Below are 26,312 nucleotides of genomic sequence, written 5' to 3' on the forward strand. Positions count from 1 at the left end.
TACTTTATAATGACGTTATGTGTGTTTCTTCTAGAGCATTTTTGACACACTAAGAAAAAGTGAATGAAAGGAGATGAGATTTTTGCACGAAACAACGCAAGAACTCGCTAACTGGCAGTATTATTTTGCTATCGCAGTCTTTTTAATTACATATGCCATTATTATTTCTGAAAAAATTAATCGCGCTGTCATCGCACTTCTTGGTGCAGCACTCATGGTAATTGTGGGGGTCGTCGATTTACATAACGCCTTTACGAAACATATTGAATGGGGAACGATTACGCTACTCATCGGTATGATGATTTTGGTGAACATTACGAGTAAATCAGGTGTCTTCCAATACGTTGCCATTAAAGCGGCAAAAGGAGCGCAAGGAAATCCAATTAAAATTTTAATTTCACTTTCCTTACTTACCGCGCTTGGCTCCGCATTTTTAGATAACGTTACAACTGTACTTCTTGTTGTTCCAGTTACTTTATCTATTACGCGCATACTGCAAGTAAATCCTGTTCCTTATTTACTTTCTGAAATTATTTTTTCAAACATTGGAGGAACAGCAACATTAATTGGTGATCCACCTAACATTATGATTGGTTCTGCAAATAAGCATTTAGACTTCAATGCTTTCCTATTGAATCTAGCACCAATTGTAATTATTATTATTGCAGTTACAGCGATAATACTTTACTTCATGTATCGCAAACAATTAATTGCCGATCCTGTACAAGTTAAAAAATTAATGAGCTTAGATGAAAAACAATACATTAAAGACCCAGTATTAATGAAAAAATCTTTAACGGTACTTGGACTTACGATTGTAGGTTTCATGACTCATTCTATTTTCCATATCGATGCCGCTATTATCGCCTTAACTGGTGCTACTGTACTTATGTTAATTGGTGTGAAAGAGCATGAAATTGAAGAAGTATTTGCAAGCGTAGAGTGGGTAACAATCTTCTTCTTCGCAGGGTTATTCGTACTTGTTGGAGGACTTATCGATATCGGTCTTATCAAAATGTTAGCTCAAAAAGTAATTGGTATAACAGGCGGAGATATTTCTTACGCATCCATCCTTATTTTATGGGTATCTGGTATCGCCTCTGCAACAATTGATAACATCCCATTCGTCGCAACAATGATTCCACTTATTAACGATATGGCAGTTGGGCTAGGCTTATCACCATCTGACGCACAAATCGATGTATTATGGTGGGCATTAGCACTAGGTGCTTGTCTGGGCGGAAACGGAACATTAATCGGAGCTTCTGCTAACGTAATCGTTGCAGGTATCGCGAGCCGCGAAGGACATAAATTTAGTTACATGGACTTCCTAAAAGTCGGTTTCCCAATTATGATCGTTTCATTAATCATTTCTCACATTTATATTTATTTACGCTACCTTATGTAGTAGAAAAAGCGCTCTGATAATCAGGGCGCTTTTTTACTTATATCTACTTATCAACAAAAATGAAAAATCTACTCTTTATATCTCACCGGTTCATTTCGAATAATAAATAAATGAATCGGTAAGAACACCGAAAATGTGATTACATGAATAATCGTAAATAATATAGAGTTCGTTCCGTATCTTTCTAAAATAGCGTAGATAAGATAAATGGACAATACAATCGATACAGCTGTTGCTAGTAAACTTATAATTGGTACGAAATTAAAAATGAAACATGCAACATATATGCCGAATACTTTCCACCCTGCTTCTTCTTTCAAAAAATCTGGTAATTTATCTTTCGCTAAGTCCCCCCACGTCTTACTATTCAAAAACGGAATAAACGCAAGCACCCCGTCCGTTGCACCATCATTTTTCGCCATCGAATAAAGTGCAAAAGCCGTTAACAAATATGAAATAATTGCCCAAATCAATATAACAAGAATAAACGCAAAACTAAGAGCAAAGAAACCTGCTAGTACGCCTTGATCCTCCATCTTATCCTCTCCTCTCTACTTTCAACATATTTCATTACATTGCAAGTTATGTTTTAAAATTTATCCAAACTCTTTGTATAATAAGAGAAGAAAGAGAATAAGAGAGGAGAAACACGTATGCATCCATTTGTAAAAGCATTACAAGAGCATTTTACAGCTCATCAAAATCTTGAAAAAGCAGAACCTATGGCTCGTTATATGAAAAATCACTTCCCATTTCTAGGTATTCAAACACCGGAAAGACGCCAATTATTAAAAGACATCATTCAAATACATACTCTCCCAGATAAAAGAGACTTCCAAATTATCGTACGTGAACTTTGGGACTTACCAGAACGTGAATTCCAAGCGGCTGCACTTGATATTATGCAAAAATATAAAAAGCATATAAACGAAACACATATCCCCTTCTTAGAAGAATTGATTGTAACAAAATCTTGGTGGGACACTGTCGATAGCATCGTACCTACATTTTTAGGTAATATCTTTTTACAACATCCAGAATTGATTTCTGCCTATATCCCAAAATGGATTGCATCAGATAACATTTGGTTACAACGTGCCACTATTTTATTCCAACTCAAATATAAACAAAAGATGGATGAAGAACTTCTTTTCTGGATTATTGGACAACTACATTCTTCAAAAGAATTTTTCATTCAAAAAGCAATTGGCTGGGTCCTTCGTGAATATGCAAAAACAAATCCGGATGTAGTTTGGGAATACGTGCAAAACAATGAGCTCGCTCCATTAAGTAAGCGCGAAGCAATTAAGCATATTAAACAAAATTACCGAATAAATAACGAAAAAATAGGCGAGACTCTATCATAGATAGACGCGTTCCTCTATTGAGATTTAAAAAAGAACGTGTTAGAATATGTTCATTATTATTAATATAAGTAGCGATGACGGACTTATAAGTACTTGCATAAAAAGCGATTCAGGGATAGTGAAAGCCTGAAGCCGCAAGGAAACGGCAGTCCTGAGCAATACATGATAAAGTGGATGCACCTTTTGTGTATCAACTAGGGTGGAACCGCGGGCAAACGCTCGTCCCTAGGCAAATAAGCCTTGGGATGAGCGTTTTTTTATGTTCTTTTTAGCATATACTGCTCGTTTCCAAAGTATCAGAGTATGTCATCGCCAATACGTTAACTTTCAAAAGGAGGATTTTCTTATGTATTCAATGGAACAAGTTGTAAACTTAGCGAAACATCGCGGTTTTGTTTTCCCTGGTTCTGAAATTTACGGTGGTCTTGCAAACACTTGGGATTACGGTCCACTTGGAATCGAATTAAAAAATAATGTTAAAAAAGCTTGGTGGAAAAAATTCATTCAAGAATCTCCACACAACGTTGGTTTAGACGCAGCTATTTTAATGAACCCTAAAACTTGGATCGCTTCTGGTCACGTTGGTAACTTCAACGATCCAATGATCGACTGTAAAAAATGTAAAGCTCGTCACCGTGCTGACAAATTAATTGAGGATGCTTTAGATGCAAAAGGCATCGAAATGGTTGTTGACGGTCTTACTTTCGACCAAATGGCTGACTTAATGAAAGAACATGAAGTAAAATGTCCTGATTGCGGTAGTGAAGAATTTACTGAAATCCGTCAGTTCAACTTAATGTTTAAAACATTCCAAGGTGTTACAGAGTCTAGCACAAACGAAATCTTCCTTCGTCCTGAAACAGCACAAGGTATTTTCGTAAACTTCAAAAACGTTCAACGCTCTATGCGTAAAAAGCTTCCATTTGGTATCGGCCAAATCGGTAAGAGTTTCCGTAACGAAATCACGCCTGGTAACTTCACATTCCGTACACGTGAATTCGAACAAATGGAACTTGAATTCTTCTGTAAGCCTGGTGAAGATTTAGAGTGGTTCGCATTCTGGCGTGAAACTTGTAAAAACTGGTTACTTTCACTTGGTATGTCTGAAGAGAGCATGCGTCTTCGTGACCACGGTGAAGAAGAGTTATCTCACTACAGTAATGCAACAACTGACATTGAATTCAAATTCCCATTCGGTTGGGGCGAACTTTGGGGCGTTGCATCTCGTACAGACTTCGACTTAAAACGTCACATGGAACACTCAAACGAAGACTTTAACTATATCGATCCACAAACGAATGAGCGTTACGTACCATACTGCATCGAGCCATCTTTAGGCGCAGACCGCGTAACATTAGCATTCTTATGTGATGCATATGAAGAAGAGCAATTAGAAAACGATTCTCGTACAGTTCTTCGTTTCCACCCTGCTTTAGCACCATACAAAGCAGCTATCTTACCATTATCTAAAAAGCTATCTGAAGGTGCTACTGAAGTATTCGCAGAATTAGCTAAAGACTTCATGGTAGACTTTGATGAAACTGGTTCTATCGGTAAACGTTACCGTCGTCAAGACGAAATCGGTACACCATTCTGTATCACATACGACTTCGACTCAGTTGAAGACAAAGCTGTTACAGTACGTGACCGTGACACAATGGAACAAGTTCGTATGCCAATTAGCGAACTAAAAGGTTTCTTAGAGAAGAAAATCCAGTTCTAATTATAAGAAAAAGAGGCTGCTCATAAGAGCGCCTCTTTTTTATTTTTCACGTTTTTCTTTAATTGCTACTGTACATCTTGATATACATAGTAAATCATCATTTTCATCAATAATGCGAACATCCCAAACCATTGTCGATTGTCCTCTATGTATTGGTGTTCCAATCGCTGTTACAATTCCATCTTTCTTTGAGCGAATGTGGTTCGCATTAATTTCTAATCCGAAACAAATACATTTTTCTTGATCAATTAAATTATATGAACCAACACTTGCCACTGTTTCTGCTAATGCAACCGATGCACCACCATGTAAAAATCCAAATGGCTGATGCGTACGCTCATCAACAGGCATCGTAGCAACCACCTTATCTTCTGTCATCTCTAACAACTCAATTCCAAGTGAATCCATTAAAGTTTTTGCCATATCGCTTCCCCCTTCTCTTACTTTAATTAAATGTATAATTTTACCTATTTATTTTCAAACTACTTATAACACTTATATAAGGAGGCTTCACCTAAATGAAACAGAAATTTTGTATATTACTGCTTATGTTCTCCTTGCTGACTATTGTACCAAATTGTGCAATAACAGCCAAAGCATCTAACCTGACAATCGATGTTAAGACTGTAACGCAAAAAGGTAAGAAACCTTATATAGAATATCAAATAAACAGGCCTTCTTTTCACAAATTTTCTGACTCTAAATTTCAAAATAAACTCAATTTATACTACAAAAAATCCACTGACAAATTTAAAACCAAATTAGAAAAAGAAGCAAAAAAATATTATAAAGAGACAGAAGGATCTAGTACACCATTTCATCCGTACGTAGCAAATGTTGATTATAAAGTCTCTTTAAACAAACCACCTTTTCTTAGCCTATATGTGAATTACTATCAATATACTGGCGGAGCACACGGTCTTTATACGTGGAAGGCAAATACATTCGATTTAAACGTAAAAAAGGTACTGCACTTAGACGATTTATTTCAACAAAAGGATAAATATAAAGATGTAATCCGTGCGGAGATTGTACGACAAATTAAACAAAATGAAAGCATTTATTTTCCTGATGCAACTGAAAAAGTAATGAGTATGAAAAAATTTCACTTCTTTTTAGAGCCAGACAATCTCGTCATTTATTTCCCTTTATATGAGATTGCTCCCTATTCAAGTGGAATTCCGCAATTTCGTATTCCATATACGTTGCTAAGAGACTATTTAAAGCCTTCTTATCAAAATATTTTGATTGACAACAAGTAAATATTTTCGTTACGATAATGTTAACCTAAAAACAACAGGAGGTTAACATTATGAGAAGATTTCATGTTTTAGATTTAGCATTAGCTGCCATGTTCGTTGCTCTTATGGCAATCGGTGCAAATATTGTATCTTGGGCACCATTCCTTCAAGTAGCAGGCATCCCATTATCTATGCAACCATTTTTCGCAATTTTAGCAGGTCTTCTTCTTGGAAGTAGACTTGGTGCCTTATCCATGACTGTATATATGCTCGTTGGCGTAGCCGGCGCACCAATCTTCGCTAACTTCAAAGCTGGATTTGGAGCACTGTTAGATCCTACTGGTGGTTTTATTATCGCATTTATTATCGTTGCTTACGTATCCGGAAAACTAGTAGAACAAAAAGAAAGACCAACATTCATTACATTTGCAATTGCCTCTTTCACAGGAATTATTTTAACTTATATAATCGGTACTACTTACATGTACGGGGCAGTCAATCTCTTTATGGGCGGTAATATGAGCTATAAAGCTGCTTGGATGATTATGATGTGGTTCGCAGTAAAAGATATTGCATTTACAATTATCGGTGCTATTATCGCACCTCGCATATATTATGCTGTGCGTCGTTCTGCTTATCAGCATTCTCATTCGACGATTTCATAATAAAAAAATGAGTTATTTCAGTATACTGAAATAACTCATTTTTTATTAAGACTCTTGATTCGCTTGTTCTTCTAAAATTTTCTTCATCATCGCAACCATGTCATCACGTAATTCTGGGTGTTGCAGAGCCATTTCGATTGTCGTTTGAACGAATCCTAGCTTTTCACCTACGTCGTAGCGCTTTCCTTCGAAATCGTAGGCAAATACACGTTGGATTTCATTTAAGCTTTGGATTGCATCTGTTAACTGAATTTCACCACCAGCACCGACATGTTGCTGTTCTAAGAACATAAAGATTTCAGGCGTTAAAATGTAGCGCCCCATAATCGCTAAGTTTGAAGGAGCTGTACCTTGTGCTGGTTTCTCAACGAAATTGCGAACTTGGTAACGACGACCTTCTTGTTCTAATGGATCGATAATTCCATAGCGATGTGTTTCCGACTCTGGAACAGTTTGTACACCAATAACAGAAGAAAGTGTTTTTTCATACTCATCCATTAATTGACGTAAACATGGTTTCTCAGCTTGGACAATATCATCACCTAGTAACACTGCAAACGGCTCATCACCAATGAATTTACGCGCACACCAAACAGCATGTCCTAGTCCCTTCGGCTCTTTTTGACGGATGTAATGAATATCTACCATTTTTGAAGAAGCTTGTACTTTTTCAAGCAACTCATATTTTTTCTTCTCTAATAAGTTTTGTTCTAGTTCAAATGCATTATCAAAATGATCTTCAATAGAACGCTTTGTTTTACCAGTAACGATAATAATATCTTCGATACCCGATTTCACTGCTTCTTCTACAATGTATTGGATCGTTGGTTTATCTACTATCGGTAACATTTCTTTCGGCATTGCTTTCGTTGCTGGTAAAAAACGTGTTCCTAATCCAGCTGCTGGGATTATCGCTTTTCTTACTTTTTTCATCACAAAATACCCTCTCTCCTGTCGGAATCAATAGCAAGCATTTCCTACATAAAACAAAAGGGAGATTTCGCTCCCTTTTGTTCCTTACTACTTAAAATTACTTTGTATTATAAACGATTCATAATGTCTTCTTTAATAGTAAGTAACTTTTGTTCACTATTTTGTAAAGAACTATCTTTCACACCAAAGTAAAACTTAATCTTCGGCTCAGTTCCAGATGGACGTAGGCAGAACCATGAACCATCCTCTAATTGATATTTTAACACATTTGATTTCGGTAAGTGAATCTCTTCTTTATGTCCATCTTGTAAAGATGTAACAACGCTTGCTTTATAGTCTTCAACTGCTACGACTGTTAAGCCCGCCACTTCTTTCGGAGGATTCTCACGGAACTTTGCCATCATCTCTTGGATTTTTTCCGCTCCATCTTTTCCTTTTAACGTTAACGATACAAGGTCTTCACGGAAGAAGCCGTACTTCTCAAATACTTCTAATAGACCGTCATATAACGTTTTCCCTTGTGATTTGTAGTATGCAGCTACTTCACATGCAAATAGAACAGATTGTACTGCATCTTTATCACGGCAGAATGGGCGGATTAAATAACCATAGCTTTCCTCATAACCGAATTGGAATTCATATTGTCCACTTTCTTCATACTGTCTAATTTTCTCACCGATAAATTTAAATCCAGTTAGCGTATCAACTGTATCTAAACCGTATGCTTTTGCAATTGTACGACCAATTTCAGACGTTACGATTGTTTTTAATACGACACCGTTCTCTGGAAGCGTTCCGTTTTCTTTCTTTTGAGATAGTAAGTAATCAAGCATTAATGCACCTGTTTGGTTTCCTGTTAATACTTGGAACTCACCATTATGATTACGCACTGCTACACCAAGGCGGTCTGCGTCAGGATCAGTTGCGATTAATACATCTGCGCCTACCTTTTCACCGTCACGAATTGCATACTCAAACGCTGCGTGCTCCTCTGGGTTCGGTGATTTTACTGTAGAGAAGTTTGGATCTGGTAACTCTTGTTCTTTTACAACTGTTACATCTGTAAATCCAACTTCTTTTAAACCACGGCGTACAGAAATATTTGATGTTCCGTGTAATGGTGTAAAGACGATTTTTAAGTCTTTACCGACCTTTTCCACCATTTCTTTATTAATGATGACATTGTTCAATTCTGCAGCATATGCATCATCTACTTCTTGTCCAATAATATGTAATAAACCGTCAGCTTTTAATTGCTCTACATCAGCGACTTCAACTGTTAATTCATCTTCTACTGCATTTACGTAGCTAATTAACTCATCTGCCTCTTTTGGAGGTAACTGTCCACCATCTTCACCGTATACTTTGTATCCGTTATATTCAGGCGGATTATGGCTTGCCGTAAGAACGATTCCACTTACTGTATGTAAATGACGAACTGCGAAAGAAAGTACTGGCGTTGGACGTAAGCTTTCAAACACATATGTTGTGATACCACGTGCACCAAGTGTAGCAGCAACTTCCATTGCAAACTCAGGTGATTTATGACGAGAATCATAGGCTACAACAACACCGCGTTTTTTCGCTTCCTCACCTAACTTTTCGATAAAGCTTGCTAATCCTTTTGTTGCTTTACGAACTGTATATACGTTTAAACGGTTCGTACCAGCACCAAGTTCACCACGCATACCACCTGTGCCAAACTCTAGATTTTTATAAAAGCTATCCTCGATTTTCTTCTCATCTTGCTTCATATTTTCTAGCTGTTCTTTTAATTCTGCATCTAATTGTGCGTAAGAAAGCCAGCGACTAAATTCTTGTTTCCAATTCATTCTTCTCTCTCCTCTCGCTCGTCATACCTTTATTATATGAAAAAAACATGCTGTATCTCAATATTTTATAAAATCTAACAGGATTTTACTAGGAATATTTGTATACACTATTGTTAAATACTCCACTAAAGGGAATGAGGATTATGCACGAATGGGGCTTGTCAGAAGAGCTCAAAATACAAACAAAGCAAATGATTGAAATTGCTGAAAAAGAACTATCGATTATGAGGAACGCAATCGATAAAGAAGACGAATGTATTTTATGCAAAATGGAAGATATTCATCATATGTTAGCAAATGTACAAACATTGGCAGCTACATACTATATTCAGGCATATTTATCACCTTATACGGAAAGTTCATCTTTTATTACGACAGCTATCCAACATTTAAGCGCCAGAAAACATGGTGCTCTTATCGTCGTGGAACGAAACGAGACGCTTGAAGCTTTCATTCAAACTGGAACGACATTAAACGCTCATTTAACTGCGCCATTACTCGAATCAATATTTTATCCAGGTAACCCTCTTCATGACGGTGCCGTTCTCGTAAAAAATAATCATATTGTCTCAGCTGCTAATATTCTTCCTTTAACGAAAAGTACAGAAGTTGATCCTGAGCTAGGAACACGTCACAGAGCTGCAATTGGCTTATCAGAAAAGAGTGATGCACTTATATTAGTTGTCTCTGAAGAAACGGGCCGTACTTCTTTTGCTTTAAATGGGGTTTTGTATACGATTTCTTTATAAACACATTTTTCAACAGCGTAGTGCCAAACGAAGTTATATCCAATTACCAACAAATGGTTCTACTATACCAATAAAAAAAGGCTGCCTCAAAAATTTGAGACAGCCTTTTCTTCAAAAAATTATTCTTCTCCAAAACGCTCCACAAGTGTTGCAAGTGTACGTACCATTGCGCCAGTTGCTCCAGCTGGACCTAAGTCGTGCGCACCTTTTGTTTCTGATGTTCCAGCGATATCTAAGTGTACCCATGGTGTATCTTCAGCGAATTCGCCTAGGAATGTACCTGCCATAACCGCATGTCCTTCACGGCCTGGTGAGTTATTTAAATCAGCAAACTTACTGTTTCTCACACGTTCTTTATCACGATCAAAAATCGGTAGTTGCCAAATTGGCTCATCTGTTTCCATAGAAGCCTCTAGCACTTGCTCAAATAACTCTTCATTATTTGTCATTGCGCCTGTCGTATAGTTTCCAAGTGCAACAATTACACCGCCTGTTAATGTTGCAACATCAACAAGGTAGTTTGCACCAAGTTTTTTCGCATACTTAATACCGTCAGCTAAAGCTAGACGACCTTCTGCATCCGTATTTAATACTTCAATTGTTTTTCCGCTCATAGATGTGATTACATCGTCTGGCTTAAATGCCGTACCACTTACAACGTTATCAGTTGAAGGAATAACAGCGATCACATTTTGTTCTGGGCGAAGTTCACCGATAATTTCCATCGCACCTAATACAGCAGCTGCACCGCCCATATCACCTTTCATACCAACCATGCCTTCACGTGGTTTTAAAGAATAACCACCTGTATCGTATGTAATACCTTTTCCAACGAACCCAATGACATCTCTCCACTCTTCTTTTCCTTTATAAATAAGAGCGATCATTTTTGGTGGCTCTACACTACCTTGGTTTACTGCAAGTAACGCACCCATACCAAGGTCTTCCATCTCTTCTTTCTCAAGAACTTTATAGTCCATATCATACTTCTCCGCTAATTCAACAGCATACTCAGCAAGCTTTGTCGCTGTTAATACGTTTGGCGGCATATTTACAAGTGTACGAGCTGAATTTGTTGCACGTCCATGTACGTAGCCAACTGTTAATGCTGCTTCAATTTCTTGTGCATCTTCCGCTGTAATAGCCGTGAACTTCTCTAACTCTACACGATCCTTTTTATCTGATTTATACGTTTGTAACTCATATGTACCAAGGCCTTGTACCTCTGCCGCAATATGAGCGACATCAATCGCGTCTAATTTCTCTGTTACGAAAGAATCAAGTAAGATTGCTGCATCTTGTACTTTTGCTGCTTGCAGTGTTTTAAACGCCTTACCAAGAGCCGCACGTAACGTTTCTGTCGTGTAAGATTCTTTCTTTCCTAAACCAACAAAGTAATAACGTTTCACATTTGTTTTCCCTAAGCTATATACTTTCGAAATGGCCTTTTTCTTCGTAGATAATTCTTTCTCTTCTAGTAAAACTTGTAATTGCCCTTCAAACGCTTTGTCCAGTTCTTGTACAAAACTACTCATTTTCTCTTCTTCAAATAAAGCAACAATTACCGCTTCATGACCTGCTAATTCTTTTTGTACTTGAAACATGTTCAGACCCCCTAAATTTCTCTACCACCATTATAACTTTATTTTCGATAAAATGCGATAATTCTAACTACAGTTATATGGCGTGTAAAATCGCAGATCCAAAATCTCCTCTATCATGAAATAAGCCAAGAAAAAAAGTCTAGCGTAATTACGACTAGACTATCTTTGATTTAAATATTGACCACGAAACACTTGCATCGTTTCGTCTTGATTTAACATCGTTAACTCTTCTTCTGTAAACTTACCATTTCCTACTTTTACTACGTACACATTTACTTTTTTCTTACCCCATTGGCTATAAACATCTTTCACCGTATCATAATATAGATCAAGACGGTTTCCTTTTATTGCGCCGCCCTTATCAGCTACTACACCATACCCGTAACCTGGCACGAAGAGAATTGTTCCAATCGGGAATACGCGTAAGTCCGCAGCAATTGTGGAATATAAATCCCTTTTCACTTTGACACCTGAATATGTAATACCATACTCTGGATGCCCTGGCCTCTTACCAGTTGACTCAATCCCCGATGTATAACCTGTTGCAGTCATTTCAATTGAACGATATTTAGACCAGTCGTTTGCCTGCTCTAAAGCATTTATCACTTCTTTACTCGGAGCAACATTTCTCTTAACTTCTGCTGCATGTACTTCTTTTGCACTCATTCCTTCATATATCTTTACAATCTCTAATAAAGAAACTCCTGTGAAAGCATTCCATGTTACGCATAATGCAATTGCAAGTAAACAAGTCATCATAATGCGAATACAATATCGTTTTAACATTTTTATATTCCACACTCCTTCATCGTTAATCATTCCCTATACGATGAAGGAATATGCAAAAAAAATAATCTCCAACTTAATTGGAGATTAAAACATTTGATATCCGCTTTTCCGAAGTTTCTTGATTACGACTCCTGCTAAAGCAGCCCCTACTAATCCAGTAGATAGAATAAATACGTCTGCTTGTCCTAAGTGCGATACACTTGTCCCAAATGAAGAAAATGTTTCTTTCGGTTTTGAAAAATAATCCCACATACTCGCTTTATTAATAATAAGCATACAAACAATCGGATACACAATAACCATTACCCAAGTAGCTCGCAAAATCATGTTGAGTAAAAATCCAATTCCAAAGAACAAAATAAAGAATAACATCATTGAAATAAGTAGTACCGGTATACTCACTCTTTTCCCCTCTCCTTCGCACGTGCCGTAAATACGTGATAAGCTGTATAACCAAATGGTTCACCTGGATTTAATGTTTTGTCCACTTCAAGATGTAGTTCTGATCTTCCTTCTAACAAATATTTAATAAGCACAGACGTATTCGGATCGTCTACAATCTTATCCGGATGTAAGAACGCCACTTCAGACAATTCTTTCTCCTGTACAATAATATTTTCTCCTTCAGGTTCCAAAAGGAAAATAATCATATTATCACTAATCTCATTACGAATAACACCCGATCGAACACCAATAATCCCCTTCACATGAGCGACAATGCCTGTCTCTTCTAACACTTCGCGTTTCACAGCTTCATCAACCGTCTCACCTTCATTTACAAAACCAGCCGGTAAAGACCATTTCCCTTTTAATCCACTGTATTTCTTCTTAACAAATAGCCACCTACCATCTTTTGTAGCTACTAAACCACTAACAGCTAGCCATACCTTCCCTCGTTTCTCCATGATGTAATAACCTCCTCCATCAGAACGGACAGAATATTCTTTCTTTTTTATATATTATACTATATTTTTAATATGAAAAAAGCAGAAACAGCTCTTAGCCGTTTCTGCTTTTTCTACTATATATTAAAAGAACTTTAATTTACCTTTTTTAAGAACTAATAAAGGTCCACCTAATAAGAATAGGTAACGGTTATCGATTACTTTCTTCATGAAGGAAGCTTTCCAACCTGTTAACTTTTTACCCATAACAACGCCCATTGCATCGTCATGACCTAAAGAACATACAGATCCTTTATTATCGAATGCGAATTTCTTCATTTCGCCCTTGCCACGAACTAATACAGTTAAGTTGTGTGCAATATTGTAACCTTGTTGAATTGCAATTTGTGCTGTTGGTGGGTAAGGACGGTTAATTTCTTCATTAATGATTAACGCTGCGTCACCAACCATGAATACATCTTCGTATCCTGGAGCGTGCATGTACTCATCAACTTTTACACGTCCGCGCATCGCTTCAAAGCCAGACTCTTCCACAATACCATTACCACGAACACCTGCAGCCCAAACTACTGTTTCAGACTTAATTAATTCAGTGTCATCGCCATTCGCAACGATAATACCTTCTTCAGTTGCTTCTTTAATTGCTGTACCGATGCGGAATTCTACACCTTTTTTCTCAAGTTGTTTTACAGCGTATTCTACTAACGCTGGATCGAAACCTGGAAGTGCTGTTGGAGCAGCTTCTACACAGATGATACGTGCTTTTTCACGTGGTACATTATACTCTTTGCAAAGTTCAGGAACACGGTTTGCAAGCTCACCTACGTACTCGATACCAGTAAATCCAGCACCACCAACAACGATTGTTACTAACTCATCGCGTTGTTCAGTTGCATATTTAGAGAAACTAGCTTCCATATGCTCACGAATTTCACGAGTTGCATTAATGTTAGCGATTGAGAATGCATGCTCTTTTAATCCTGTAATTCCGAATGTTTCTGATTCGAAACCAAGACCAATTACTAAGTAATCATACTCTAACTCGCCATCTTTTAAGATAATGCGTTTTTCAGCAGCTTTAATTTCTACTACTGTGTCTTGTACAAAGTTCACTTTATTTGTATCAATAACGTCTTGAATATCTAGACAGATTTTTTCATCTTGTAATGTACCAGCTGCGCTCTCATGTAACCAAGTCGCTTGGTAGTGATAGCTGTTGTTGTTTACTAGCGTAATTTCAGCTTCATTTACAGATAATGCTTTTTGCAGACGAACAGTCGTAATCATCCCGCCATAACCTGCACCTAAAACTACGATTTTTGGAGTCTTCACCAAATCACAACCCTTTTCTTTATATAATAGTAATGAAAAATAATACCAAGTACTAAAAACTCTATTTGTCAAGAATGTGGAATTTATCACATTCTATATCATAACAAAACGCAGTCAAAAAATCGTACGAATTTTGTCATAGAAATTTAACATAATACTTCCCTATATTAGTCGGTTTTATTCCAGAATTCAAGCGTCTGGAGAATTATCAATATTTTAAAATAACATAGCGTTTTCAAGGGTTTTTTAGCCTTTTTTTCATGTATTTTCCTTTCTGTATATTTTATACAATAAAAAAGAACCTATGCGAAAACTTACACACAATTCAGTCGTTTTCAGAAGTATTATGAACTCAAATATGCTATCATTTATTTGAAAGTATCATCATTTGCAGGATTTTCGTGTACATATGAACAATATATGAAATCAATATCAAAATTCCATCTATAGGGGGAATGAAAGTGGCAGAAAATCAAAAAGTTTACGACATAACAATTATTGGTGGTGGTCCAACGGGACTGTTCACAGCATTTTATGGCGGTATGAGACAAGCAAGTGTAAAAATCATTGAAAGCTTACCTCAACTTGGCGGACAATTATCCGCACTCTACCCTGAAAAATACATTTATGATGTGGCTGGATTTCCAAAAGTGCGCGCACAAGAATTAGTTGATAACTTAAAAGAGCAAATGAAGAAATTTGATCCAACTGTTTGTTTAGAAGAAGCTGTCGATACGCTTGAGAAACAAGCTGACGGTATATTTAAAATTGTTACGAATAAGCAAACTCACTATTCTAAATCAGTTATTATTACTGCTGGCAATGGTGCTTTCCAACCACGCCGCTTAGAATTAGAAGGTACAGCGAAATACGAAAAGAAAAACTTACATTATTTCGTTGATGATATGAATAAATTTGCTGGTAAGCGCGTCGTAGTATTTGGCGGTGGCGACTCAGCAGTAGACTGGACAATGATGTTAGAACCGATCGCTGAAAAAGTTACAATCGTTCATCGTCGTGATAAATTCCGTGCGCATGAACATAGCGTAGAAAGCTTAATGAATTCTCGTGCAGAAGTAAGTACACCATACGTTCCAGTAGAACTCATTGGTGATGATAAGATTGAACAAGTCGTTCTTCAACATGTAAAAACGGAGGAAAAAATTATCATCGATGTTGATGACGTAATCGTAAACTACGGCTTCGTTTCTTCTCTTGGCCCAATTAAAAACTGGGGCCTAGATATACAAAAAAACAGCATCCTTGTAAATTCAAAAATGGAAACAAATATTCCTGGCATTTACGCTGCTGGTGACATTTGTACATATGAAGGAAAAGTAAAACTTATCGCTTGTGGATTTGGCGAAGCACCGACAGCAGTAAACAATGCAAAAGCTTACTTCGATCCAAATGCAAAACTTCAACCGATGCATAGCTCAAGTATGTTTTAATATGCAAAAATAAAGCTCCTTCCATACGTGGAAGGAGCTTTCCTTTTATATAACATAAAAGCACACTGAGTCCAATAAACTATCGAACTCAGTGTGCTTTTCGCCTAAAAAATTATTGTTTTCTTCTTCTACCTAATACGAATAATACTCCGCCAACTAAGAATGAAATTCCCGCACCAACTGACATCATCCATGAATGTGCTGCCCCTGTTTTCGGTAATTCTTTTTCTACTTTTACTTGCGGTTCTTTAATTAACTTTTCCAGTCTTACTTCCGGTTTCTCCGGTTTCACTTCTGGTTTCTTCAGATCTTTCGGCTCTTCCGGCTTCACTTCTGGTTCCTTCGGCTCTTTCGGTTCCTCCGGTTTCACTTCTGGTTCCTTCGGGTCTTTCGGATCCTCCGGTTTCACTTCTGGTTCTTTGGGCTCTTTCGTATCCTCAGGTTTCACTTCTGGTTCTTTTGGTTCTTTCGGATCCTCTGGTTTCACTTCTGGTTCTTTCGGATCCTCCGGTTTCACTTCTGGTTCCTTCGGCTCTTCTGGTATCTTAAGATCTTCTTTTGTTTTCGGTAAAATTGTAACTGTAGGCTCAAGTGGTGGATTTATTTTATCGTCCACTACCGCTCTATTTGTTATCCCTTTACTTGGTGCTGCTTTTACCTTCACTTTAAAAATAATACTACGTTCTTTCGTATCTGTAATTTCTAGATACTTTGCTATTACTTTTCCAAACTCCATTTTTAACTCTATTGGATTTGGTTCAGCCCCTTCAAATCTAATGCTATCTTGCACGTACTCTAAACCGGCTGGAATTTCATCTTCTACCTTTACCTCTGCTAGTTTACCGTTTTCTACCGTATTTTTGAAACTAATTCGGTATTCTACTTCTTCTCCTAGCTTCGGTTCTTTATTATTTACTGTCTTCGTCGCTTTTAACTTACCATCTTTATATTCTGGCTTTATTGTCGCTGTCGGTTCCATAACTGGATGATTTGGATCATCTACATGAATGATCGCTTTATTTGTTATTTCCTCTCCAACTTTTACTGATTCTTTTACCTTTACTTTAAAGATGATACTTCTTTCTTTCGTATCCGTAATTTCTGGATATTCTGCGAGTACTGTGCCGTTTTTCACTTTTACATGCAACGGTTTTGGATTATCCCCCTCAGCTCTTTCGCTACCTTCTACAAACTCTAAACTGTTTGGTAATTCATCCCTAATTTTCACCTTCGCTAATTTTCCGTGCTCAACTACGTTACGGAACGTAATTCGATACTCTACTTCTTCTCCTAATTTTGGAGCTGGGTTATTTACTGTTTTCTCAGCTTTTATTTTTCCATTCTTATACTCCGGTGTAATAATCGCTTCTGGTTTTTGCGGAGGATTCTTCGGATTATCATCATCCACAATTGCCGTATTCACGATTTTCTTCCCGACTTTTACTGCTTCTGTTACTTTTACCTTAAAGATAATGCTACGCTCAGCTGTATCAGTAATATTTTCATACTTCGCTGTAATTTTTCCAGCTTCTTCTTTTAACTCTACCGGATTTGGTTCATTACCTTCTGCTTTTAAACTATCCTTCACATACTCTAATCCATTTGGTAGTTGATCCTCAATTTTCACTTCTGCTAGTTTTCCGTTTTCTACCGTATTTTTAAAACTAATTCGGTACTCTACTTCTTCTCCTAGCTTTGGATCTTTTTTACTTACCTTTTTATTAGCTTTAAATTTACCATCTTTATGCTGCGGTGTAATATCTACTTCTGGTCGCTCTGGTGGATTTTTTGTATCATCAACAATTGCTTTATTTACAATTGCCTTGTCCACTTCAACGGAATCTTTCACCTTCACTTTAAAGATAATGCTTCTTTCTTTCATGTCAGTGATATTTTCATACTTCGCACTAACCTTACCAGCTTCTTCTTTCAACTCTACTGGGGACGGCTTATCACCTTCTGCTTTTAGACTATCTTTCACATACTCTAAACCAAACGGAATTTCATCCTCAATTTTAACCTCTGCCAGTTTTCCATCTTTCACCGTATTATTAAATGAAATTCGATATTCGATTTCTTCACCTAGCTTCGGTTTATGATTATTCACCTTTTTATGAGCAGCAATTTTACCATCTTTATATTGTGGTGTAATTTTTGCTGTCGGATCAATTACTGGATGGTTCGGATCATCAACATGGATAATCGCTTTATTTGTAATGTCCTTCCCTATTGTAACCGAATCCTTTACCTTCACTTTAAAGACAATACTTCTTTCTTGCGTATCCATAATCTCTGAATACTTTGCCATTACCTTGCCATTTTCTACTTTCAACTCCACTGGTTTTGGCTCTTCACCTTCAGCTTTTTCGCTTCCTTCTACAAACTCTAATCCAGCTGGAATTTCATCTTCTATTTTTACCTCTGCTAGTTTTCCATCTTTCACCGTGTTATTAAAAATAATTCGATATTCGATTTCCTCACCTAACTTCGGTTCATGGTTACTTACTTCTTTTCTTGCCTCAATTTTACCATCTTTATACTGTGGTGTAATCGGTACATAAGGCTCTTCTGGCAGATTCTTTGTATCATCCACAATTGCCTCATTTACGATTTCTTCCCCCACTTTTGCGCTTTCTTTTACCTTCGCTTTAAAGACAATGCTTCTTTCCTCTGTATCTGTAATAGCTGGATATTTTGCCATTACCTTATTATTTTTCACATGTAGCTCTACTGGTTTCGGTTTAGAACCTTCTGCCGTGATACTGCCTTCCACATACTCTAAACCATTTGGTAATGCATCCTTTATATTTACCTCTGCTAGTTTTCCGTTTTCTACCGTGTTTTTAAAACTAATTCGGTATTCTACTTCTTCTCCTAGTTTCGCTTTATGATTATTCGCCACTTTCTGCGCAGCAATTTTACCATCTTTATATTGCGGAGTAATTTCCACATGAGGCTCTTCGGGCTCATTTTTTGTATCTACTACGATTGCTTTATTAACAATCTCCTTGCCTATTTCTGCCTCTTCTTTTACTCTCACTTTAAAGATAATACTTCTTTCTTTTGTATCCATAATTTCTAGATACTTTGCCATTACCTTACCGTTTTCAAATTTCAATTCTACCGGACTAGGCTTAGATCCTTCTGCTTGTAAACCGTTTTCTACATACTCTAATCCAGCTGGAATTTCATCTTCTACTTTAACCTCTACTAGTTTTCCGTTTTCTACCGTATTTTTAAAACTAATTCGGTATTCTATTTCTTCTCCTAATTTCGGTTTTTTATTGTTTACAAATTTCTCTGCTTTAAGCTTACCGTCTTTATATTCTGGCATAATTGTTACTTCTGAAGTTGTTGGATCTTTTGTATCATCAACAACTACTTTATTGACAAGACCTTCACCAACTTTAAATTCTTCTTTTACTTTCGCTTTAAAGACGATACTTCTTTCTTCTGTATCCGTAATCTCTGGATATTTGGCGATTACTTTTCCATCTTTCACTTTCAGTTCTACTGGATCCGGCTTAGTACCTTCCGCTCGTAAACTATCTTTCACATACTCTAATCCATTTGGTAAATTATCTTCTATTTTTACCTCTGCTAGCTTTCCGTTTTCTACCGTGTTTTTAAAACTAATTCGGTATTCTACTTCTTCTCCTAACTTCGGCGTTTCATTATTTACCGTCTTCTTCGCTTCCACTTTTCCGTCTTTATGCTGCGGAGTAATTTCTGCCGTCGGTGTTTCTGGTTCATTTTTCGTATCATCAACAATTGCTTTGTTAACGATTTTTTACCGACTTTCACTTCTTCCTTTACTTTCACTTTAAAAGTGATACTTCTTTCTTCTGTGTCCGTAATCTCTGGATACTTCGCCATTACCTTACCATTTTCCATTTTCAATTCTACTGGATCCGGCTTAGTACCTTCTGCTTTCACACTGTTTTCTACATACTCTAAACCTTCTGGTAAAGTATCTTCTATTTTTACCTCTGCTAGTTTTCCGTCTTCTACCGTGTTTTTAAAACTAATTCGGTATTCTACTTCTTCTCCTAACTTCGGCGTTTCATTATTTACCGTCTTCTTCGCTTTCACTTTTCCGTCTTTATGTTGCGGAATAATTTCTGCTGTCGGTGTTTCTGGCGGATGTTTCGTATCGCTCACAATCGCTTCATTAACAATTGAATCGCTCACTTTACCTTTTACTTTCACTTTAAAGGTAATACTTCTTTCTTCTGTGTCCGTAATCTCAGGATACTTTGCCATTACCTTACCGTTTTCAAATTTTAATTCCACTGGATCTGGCTTAGAACCTTCTACTTTTAAACTATCTTTCACATACTCTAATCCATTTGGTAAATCATCTTCTATTTTTACCTCTGTTAGCTTTCCATGTTCTACCGTATTTTTAAAGTTGATTCGGTATTCTACTTCTTCTCCTAACTTCGGCGTTTCATTATTTACTGTCTTTTTTGCTTCAAGTTTTCCATCTTTATACTGAGGAGTAATTTCCGCTGTCGGATTAACTGGCTTATTTTGCGAATCATCAATAGTTGCTTTATTAATGATTTTTTTACCGACTTTTACTTCTTCTTTTACTTTCACTTTAAAAACGATACTTCTTTCTTCTGTATCCGTAATTTCTGGATATTTTGCCATTACTTTACCGTTTTCAAATTTCAGCTCTACTGAATCTATTCCGGCACCTTCTGCTTTCAAACTATTTTCTACATACTCTAAACCTTCTGGTAAAGTATCCTCTACTGTCACGTCTGTTAGCTTTCCGTTCTTTACCGTATTTTTCATACTAATTCGGTATTCTACTTCTTCTCCTAACTTCGGTGTTTCATTATTTACGATTTTTTTCGCTTTAATTTTTCCATCTTTGTGTAATGGTGTAATTTTCGCTTCTGGTTCTTTCGGATCTTTCATATCATCAACAATTGCCTTATTGATGATTTCCTTCCCCACTTCCGCTTCTTCCTTCACCTTTACCTTAAAGACAATACTTCTTTCTTTCATATCCGTAATATTGTCGTATTCAGCAATAACTTTTCCATCTTTCACACTTAACTTTAATGGAGCTGGTTTATCACCTTCAGCCTTTTCACTGCCTTTTACATACTCTAAACCGTTAGGAATTGTATCCTCTATTATTACCTTTTCTAGTTTTCCGTTTTCTACGGTGTTCTTAAAGCTAATTCGGTATTCTACTTCTTCTCCTAGTTTTGGTGATGGATTATCTACTGTCTTCTTCGAATCAATTATTCCATCCTTATGTTGCGGAGTAATTCTTTCCTCCGGTTCAATCGGTGGATTTTTCGTATCATCAACAATTGCTTTATTGACAATCTCTTTATCTACTTTTACTTCTTCCTTCACCTTTACTTTAAAGACGATACTTCTTTCTTTCATATCCATAATATCGATATACTTAGCTTTGACTATCCCATTTTCAACAGCTAATTCTACTGGTCCAGGTTCTTCTCCTTCGGCCTTGATGCTATTTTCTACATATTCAAGACCTTTTGGAATTGTATCTTCCACTCGCACCGTTTCTAGTTTTCCGTTCTCAACCGTATTATGAAAACTAATGCGGTACTCGATTTCTTCACCTAACTTCGGCTTCTTATTATTAACTACCTTTGTAGCAGCAATTTCACCTTTTTTACTTTGCGGTGTAATAACAACCTTCGATTCAACAGGCTCATTTTTCGGATCTTTTGCAATTGCTTTATTTACAATTGCCTCCCCTACCTTTGCCGAATCTTTTACTTTCACTTTAAAAACAATACTTCTTTTTTCTGTATCCATAATCTCTGGATACTTGGCCATTACTTTGCCATCTTCCACTTTTAGTTCTACTGGCTCTGGTTTTATACCTTCAGCTTTCAAACTATCTTTCACGTATTCAACACCTTTTGGTAGTGTATCTTCTACTCGCACCGTTTCTAGTTTTCCGTTTTCTACCGTATTATAAAATGTAATTCGGTATTCCACTTCTTCTCCTAGTTTTGGTGTTTGATTCGTTACGTTTTTTTCTACATCCACTTTACCGTATTTATAATCCGGCGTAATCTTTTCTTCTGGATGCTCAGACTGTCCATTTGGCTCACTCACAACTGCTTTATTAACAATCGTTTCTCCCGCTTTTGCCTCTTCTTTTACTTTCACTTTAAAGGCGATGCTTCGCTCTTTTGTATCCGTAATCTCTGGATATTTTGCGATTACCTTACCATTTTCTACTTTTAACTCTACTGGATTTGGTTCAGTACCTTCAGCCCTCTCACTACCTTGAACAAATTCTAAGTTAGCTGGAATTTCATCTTCTATTGTAACTGCATCTAGTTTTCCGTTTTCCACCGTATTTTTAAAGCTAATTTGATATTCAAATTCTTCTCCTAGCTTCGGCTTCTTATTTGTTGCTTTTTTCTTTGCATCAATTTTACCGGCCTTATGCTGTGGTGTAATCTTCTCTTCTAGATCCTTTGGTGGATTTGTTTTATCCCTAACGGTTGCTTTGTTAACAATTTCTTCACCAATTTTTGCAGTTTCTTTTACTTTTGTTTTAAAGACGATACTTCTTTCTTCCATATCCATAATTTCTGGATACTTTGCAATTACTTTGCCATTTTCAAACTTCAGCTCTACTGGCTCTGGTTTTACACCTTCGGCTTTCAAACTATCTTTCACGTATTCAAGACTACTTGGTAATTCGTCTTCAATCGTCAATACATCTAGACGTCCATCTTTTGTCTTATTTTTAAATGTAATACGATACTCTACCTCATCACCTAACTTCGGTGTTTTATTAGAAGCTATTTTTCTCGCCTCTATTTCCCCTGGAACTTCTTTTGGGGTAGTAACCGTAACATTTGCATCGTCCTCAGTTTCATACTTTATCTCGGCACTATCTTGTCCCTTTACAACAACGACATTTGTTACTGTTGTATCTGATTGTACAGAATCTTTCACTTTTACTTTGAATGTAATAACGGTACTTTCACCTGGCTTTAAAACACCACCGTTTTTAGCATCTGCACCTTCACCAACACGGAAATCAATTTGATTATTTACAAACTCTGCTTCATCATCGTTTGCATCATCTGTTTTTTGTCCTTTATTGCTTCCAGTAACATATTGAATGGATCCCGGGACATACTCTAAACGATCATCTAACTTATCAAATCCCTTTACATTCGATACCGGTGCTTGGTTATTTTTCGTATCATTTTTCACTTCAATTTGATACGTAAACTCTTCACCAGCTTTAACGTCCTTAATTTCTTTTCCGGCACTATCTAATGCCTTTTTATCAACTTGTAAGTTTGGAGCATTATGTTCTGTAACGAATGTAGCGTTATTTAATACGTAAATATCACCGCCACCACCATATGCTCTAAAACGCATTTTTGCTTCTTTTAAATCATTTTTCACTTGAGTGGGTCCTTCAAGGTGATACGTATGAATATCTGTACTGAAAGAATTTGTCCAATCTGGATTATATCCTGGGTATTTTTTCGTAACAAATTCGTTAGTACCATCTACTTGTACTTCTGTCATAGATGAGTCATTAACATCATTATCTTTACCTTTAATATTTTTAAACTTTTGATACCCTAACCCAAAATCATACTCTCCATAATCATAGGCATATCCATCATTATCAGCTGGATCACCTTGCGATGAAAAATAACTAAATTTCGCCTTAAAAGCGCCTTCTTTTGGTGTGTTTATTTTATTAACACTAATATCTGTCCAGGCTGTACTTTTTTGAGAGACTAGCCCTTCCCAAATCTTCATGTCTTTTACTGTTTCTTTATAGTTTTCATAAACTAATATAAGATTCCAGTTACCCCAGTAATAGCCACTACCTTTTTCAAATTTAATTTGTGGTACATTTGCAACTGTCACCGTTTGAGAAATACCTTGCTGTGCAATTACATTTGTTACATCTGCATACGCTACGTACCCTGCACCACTGCCATAGTGATTTGCAATATACGGTAAATAATCCGCTTTTCGTATACTATCAGCACTTATTTCAGCGTATTGCTTATTTCCCATCTTCATTTTAACGGGTTCTCTTACATCTTCATCGCTAACTCTATAATCTGTCCTTGCATCACTTGGAGTCCCCATTGCTGCTGTCCAAAATAAATATGCCTTTTTCACTTTACTTCCAGCAGGAATGTTAGGAAATGCACCTGTTGATGAATTAAATGTAGTATCATCATTATCAACATCTACAGCTTTTTTATTGGTTTTGCCACCAACACTTTGCCTAGTATAATGATTATCTGTTAAACCAAGCGTCACATTACCAGTCTGTACTAAATTACCAGGAGCAATTGTAGAATACAACGGGTCTCCAAATCCTTGTTTATCTCCTGTTTGGATTTGAACCTTCGAAGCATTTTCTGATGCAGCTTGTACTTCTGCATCACTCTGCTTTACTGCTAAAGGTGATTGCTTTTCCTCTTTTTCTAGTTGCTTCTCAGCTTCAGGTTGTTTTACCTTCTCTATTTCTGTTTTTTGTGTAGATGTATTTTTATCTTCTACAGATACTTTTAATTTCCCATCCACTTCTTTAGTTTTTGAATCAGTTGTTGATCCGATAGCTTTCTTACTACTGTCAGCCTCATCATCGGTATTAGCTTCCAACTTATCTTCAGAAGGAAGCCCTTCAACATCTACAGACATGTTTCCTATCTGTAGTTGATCCTTTTGCACACTAATTTTTTGCTTATACTCTTTATTAAAATGTTGCGCACGACGAGCTTTTATTAATACAGTCATTTTTTCATGTGATTTTAAATCTTGAATTTTAAGATTAGAAGAAAGAACCTTTCCTCCATTATCTTTTTCCTCTACATAGAAATCCGCTACCTTATTTTCAAGTAACTTCTCTCCGTTTACTTTCACAGATTGCGAAAGAAACTCAATTCCATTGTCATTATTTTGTTTAATTACTAATTCTCGGATTGGTGTATCTCCCGTATTTTCAATCTTATATTGAAATACGTGCTCCCTCTCAGCTACTTCTCCCCTATACATTTCAGCATTCACTTTCTCTGCCTTAATTTTCACATCATTTCCTTGTAACTCATCCCAGCTTTTTTTATTTATCTCTGTAGCAAAAGCACTGGGCGAAGGCAATATGATGGATAGGAGAAGTGTAATCATTGTTACGACATTAAAACACTTCAATACTTGCTTCATATTTTCTACCTTTCTCCTTTCTATATACTTGCTATCCGTCTACTTAATTTCAGTAACCCTTTCATTTAGTAGCCGAATACATAGCAATATATATCCACTCACAACAATCCGACCTACGAAAATGTATCGTTGAAATCCCAATGTCAACAATATAAATCTCATAGAATATTACTATTTTAATTTATCAAAAATAGCATATATATCGGACACTTATACAAACCCTTACCATATTTTTAATATAGTAAAAACACCGTGCTGTATAGGTTTATATAACAGTTAAAGGATACTTAAAAAGTTTAACATACTCCTCATCCTATTTATACATACAATAGAAAATTTACCATTTTTTAGTCATTTTCAGTTTGTTTTTTATGATTAAAATTTTCTAAAAATAACAACCGTTACATGTAAAACTATGTTATATTAAACAAGAACAAACGTTCTTTTTTTTAAAAAAAGGAGGAATTTTTTATGCTACACGAACCTATTATCGTAAAAAAAGAAGCTTTCCACGCAATCGGCGTTTCGGTTACGACGACTAATGAAAAAGAGGCATCTACTGAAGGAAACATTCCACAACTTTGGAACCGATACTTTCAAGAACAAATGATGCATCACATCCCAAATCAACAAACGAAAGAAACATTCGCTTTCTACTCAAACTACGAATCAGATGAAACTGGTACATATCAATTTACAATCGGTATGCCTGTTTCTTCATTAGAAGACGTTCCTGAAAATATGACAACTTTAACAATACCTGCTACTACATATGCGGTATTTACAACAAGAAAGGGACCAGTTGCTGAAGTCGTTTGTGAAGCTTGGGAATATATTTGGAAATGGTCGAAAGAAAATAAACGTGCCTTCACAACAGACTTTGAGCTTTACGATGAAAGAGCATTAGACCCAAATCATGCACAATTGGATATTTATATTGCGTTAGCCTAAAAAAAGATGCCCATTTGGTCATCTCCCTGTCAAGTAGACAGTAATAAAAAGCGTATTATGCCACGGCCTTTTCCCGATATTCTATCGGGGAAAGGCCGTGAAGTTTTTCTTGGAATCTTTCTGTATTATAAAATTGAATATAT

General features: G+C 36.5%; 18 protein-coding genes and 1 pseudogene. 8 read left to right on the forward strand and 11 right to left on the reverse strand.

The genetic code is table 11. The features are described 5' to 3' along the window. Positions 1 to 82: 82 nt before the first annotated feature. Positions 83 to 1,408: an ArsB/NhaD family transporter gene (locus tag MR169_RS23460; protein ID WP_000545231.1), complete on the forward strand. Its 1,326-nt coding sequence runs from the start codon at positions 83 to 85 to the stop codon at positions 1,406 to 1,408. A gap of 68 nt (positions 1,409 to 1,476) precedes the next feature. Here MR169_RS23460 and MR169_RS23465 read toward each other — a convergent pair whose 3' ends face one another. Beyond that, the gene (locus MR169_RS23465) at positions 1,477 to 1,944 is read right to left on the reverse strand and encodes a hypothetical protein (RefSeq protein WP_242320110.1); all 468 of its coding nucleotides are present in this window, start codon (positions 1,942 to 1,944) and stop codon (positions 1,477 to 1,479) included. 117 nt (positions 1,945 to 2,061) lie between these two features. Between MR169_RS23465 and MR169_RS23470 the strand changes: the two genes are divergently transcribed. Next, entirely contained in the window at positions 2,062 to 2,775 is a 714-nt protein-coding gene (locus MR169_RS23470) for a DNA alkylation repair protein (protein WP_016110874.1), read from the forward strand. A gap of 346 nt (positions 2,776 to 3,121) precedes the next feature. Continuing rightward, entirely contained in the window at positions 3,122 to 4,498 is a 1,377-nt protein-coding gene (locus tag MR169_RS23475) for a glycine--tRNA ligase (protein WP_000287147.1), read from the forward strand. Positions 4,499 to 4,537: 39 nt separating this feature from the next. Here MR169_RS23475 and MR169_RS23480 read toward each other — a convergent pair whose 3' ends face one another. After that, the gene (locus tag MR169_RS23480; protein ID WP_001140612.1) at positions 4,538 to 4,921 is read right to left on the reverse strand and encodes a hotdog fold thioesterase; all 384 of its coding nucleotides are present in this window, start codon (positions 4,919 to 4,921) and stop codon (positions 4,538 to 4,540) included. Positions 4,922 to 5,016: 95 nt separating this feature from the next. On the opposite strand from MR169_RS23480, the gene MR169_RS23485 reads away from it, so the two are divergent. Together MR169_RS23485 and MR169_RS23490 are read left to right on the forward strand one after the other, a co-directional pair. Continuing rightward, a complete protein-coding gene (locus MR169_RS23485) occupies positions 5,017 to 5,760 on the forward strand; it encodes a DUF3298 and DUF4163 domain-containing protein (protein WP_242320111.1) in 744 nt (247 codons plus the stop codon). Positions 5,761 to 5,810: 50 nt separating this feature from the next. Further along, on the forward strand, positions 5,811 to 6,404 hold the full coding sequence (locus tag MR169_RS23490; protein ID WP_001252163.1) for a biotin transporter BioY: 594 nt from the start codon (positions 5,811 to 5,813) through the stop codon (positions 6,402 to 6,404). Between the two features lie 45 nt (positions 6,405 to 6,449). Here the strand turns inward: MR169_RS23490 and galU are convergent, their stop codons facing one another. Beyond that, a complete protein-coding gene (galU, locus tag MR169_RS23495; RefSeq protein ID WP_002097988.1) occupies positions 6,450 to 7,337 on the reverse strand; it encodes a UTP--glucose-1-phosphate uridylyltransferase GalU in 888 nt (295 codons plus the stop codon). A gap of 107 nt (positions 7,338 to 7,444) precedes the next feature. Next, on the reverse strand, positions 7,445 to 9,169 hold the full coding sequence (locus MR169_RS23500) for a phospho-sugar mutase (protein WP_001104216.1): 1,725 nt from the start codon (positions 9,167 to 9,169) through the stop codon (positions 7,445 to 7,447). A gap of 143 nt (positions 9,170 to 9,312) precedes the next feature. Between MR169_RS23500 and cdaS the strand changes: the two genes are divergently transcribed. Further along, positions 9,313 to 9,918 (forward strand): sporulation-specific diadenylate cyclase CdaS, encoded by a 606-nt coding sequence (gene cdaS / locus MR169_RS23505; RefSeq protein ID WP_000545251.1) that lies wholly within the window; start codon positions 9,313 to 9,315, stop codon positions 9,916 to 9,918. Positions 9,919 to 10,037: 119 nt separating this feature from the next. On the opposite strand, the gene pepA is transcribed toward cdaS, so the two are convergent. From pepA to MR169_RS23530, 5 genes are all read right to left on the reverse strand, one after another. Beyond that, positions 10,038 to 11,522 carry a cytosol aminopeptidase gene (gene pepA, locus MR169_RS23510; protein WP_242320112.1) on the reverse strand — a complete coding sequence of 495 codons (1,485 nt, stop codon included), beginning with the start codon at positions 11,520 to 11,522 and terminating at the stop codon, positions 10,038 to 10,040. A gap of 159 nt (positions 11,523 to 11,681) precedes the next feature. Then, entirely contained in the window at positions 11,682 to 12,308 is a 627-nt protein-coding gene (locus MR169_RS23515; protein WP_000920099.1) for a 3D domain-containing protein, read from the reverse strand. Between the two features lie 87 nt (positions 12,309 to 12,395). After that, positions 12,396 to 12,713, reverse strand: a complete 318-nt coding sequence (locus MR169_RS23520) for a YuiB family protein (protein WP_000027016.1) — start codon at positions 12,711 to 12,713, stop codon at positions 12,396 to 12,398. Then, positions 12,710 to 13,216, reverse strand: a complete 507-nt coding sequence (locus MR169_RS23525) for an NUDIX hydrolase (protein WP_000415321.1) — start codon at positions 13,214 to 13,216, stop codon at positions 12,710 to 12,712. The genes MR169_RS23520 and MR169_RS23525 overlap by 4 nt, the downstream gene beginning before the upstream one ends. 123 nt (positions 13,217 to 13,339) lie before the next feature. Continuing rightward, on the reverse strand, positions 13,340 to 14,548 hold the full coding sequence (locus tag MR169_RS23530) for an NAD(P)/FAD-dependent oxidoreductase (RefSeq protein WP_000856612.1): 1,209 nt from the start codon (positions 14,546 to 14,548) through the stop codon (positions 13,340 to 13,342). 461 nt (positions 14,549 to 15,009) lie between these two features. Between MR169_RS23530 and MR169_RS23535 the strand changes: the two genes are divergently transcribed. Next, positions 15,010 to 15,999 (forward strand): NAD(P)/FAD-dependent oxidoreductase, encoded by a 990-nt coding sequence (locus tag MR169_RS23535; protein ID WP_000829774.1) that lies wholly within the window; start codon positions 15,010 to 15,012, stop codon positions 15,997 to 15,999. 112 nt (positions 16,000 to 16,111) lie between these two features. Here the strand turns inward: MR169_RS23535 and MR169_RS23540 are convergent. Then, a pseudogene (locus MR169_RS23540) lies at positions 16,112 to 25,218 on the reverse strand (isopeptide-forming domain-containing fimbrial protein). 471 nt (positions 25,219 to 25,689) lie between these two features. Here MR169_RS23540 and MR169_RS23545 point away from each other — a divergent pair. Continuing rightward, positions 25,690 to 26,169, forward strand: a complete 480-nt coding sequence (locus tag MR169_RS23545) for a GyrI-like domain-containing protein (protein WP_201144690.1) — start codon at positions 25,690 to 25,692, stop codon at positions 26,167 to 26,169. Positions 26,170 to 26,224: 55 nt separating this feature from the next. Here the strand turns inward: MR169_RS23545 and MR169_RS23550 are convergent. After that, the coding region (locus tag MR169_RS23550; protein ID WP_046123848.1) for an IS3 family transposase at positions 26,225 to 26,312 on the reverse strand (88 nt) is incomplete at its 5' end.

The sequence above is a fragment of the Bacillus cereus group sp. BfR-BA-01349 genome (assembly GCF_022663795.1).
Classification (GTDB): Bacteria; Bacillota; Bacilli; order Bacillales; family Bacillaceae_G; genus Bacillus_A; species Bacillus_A cereus.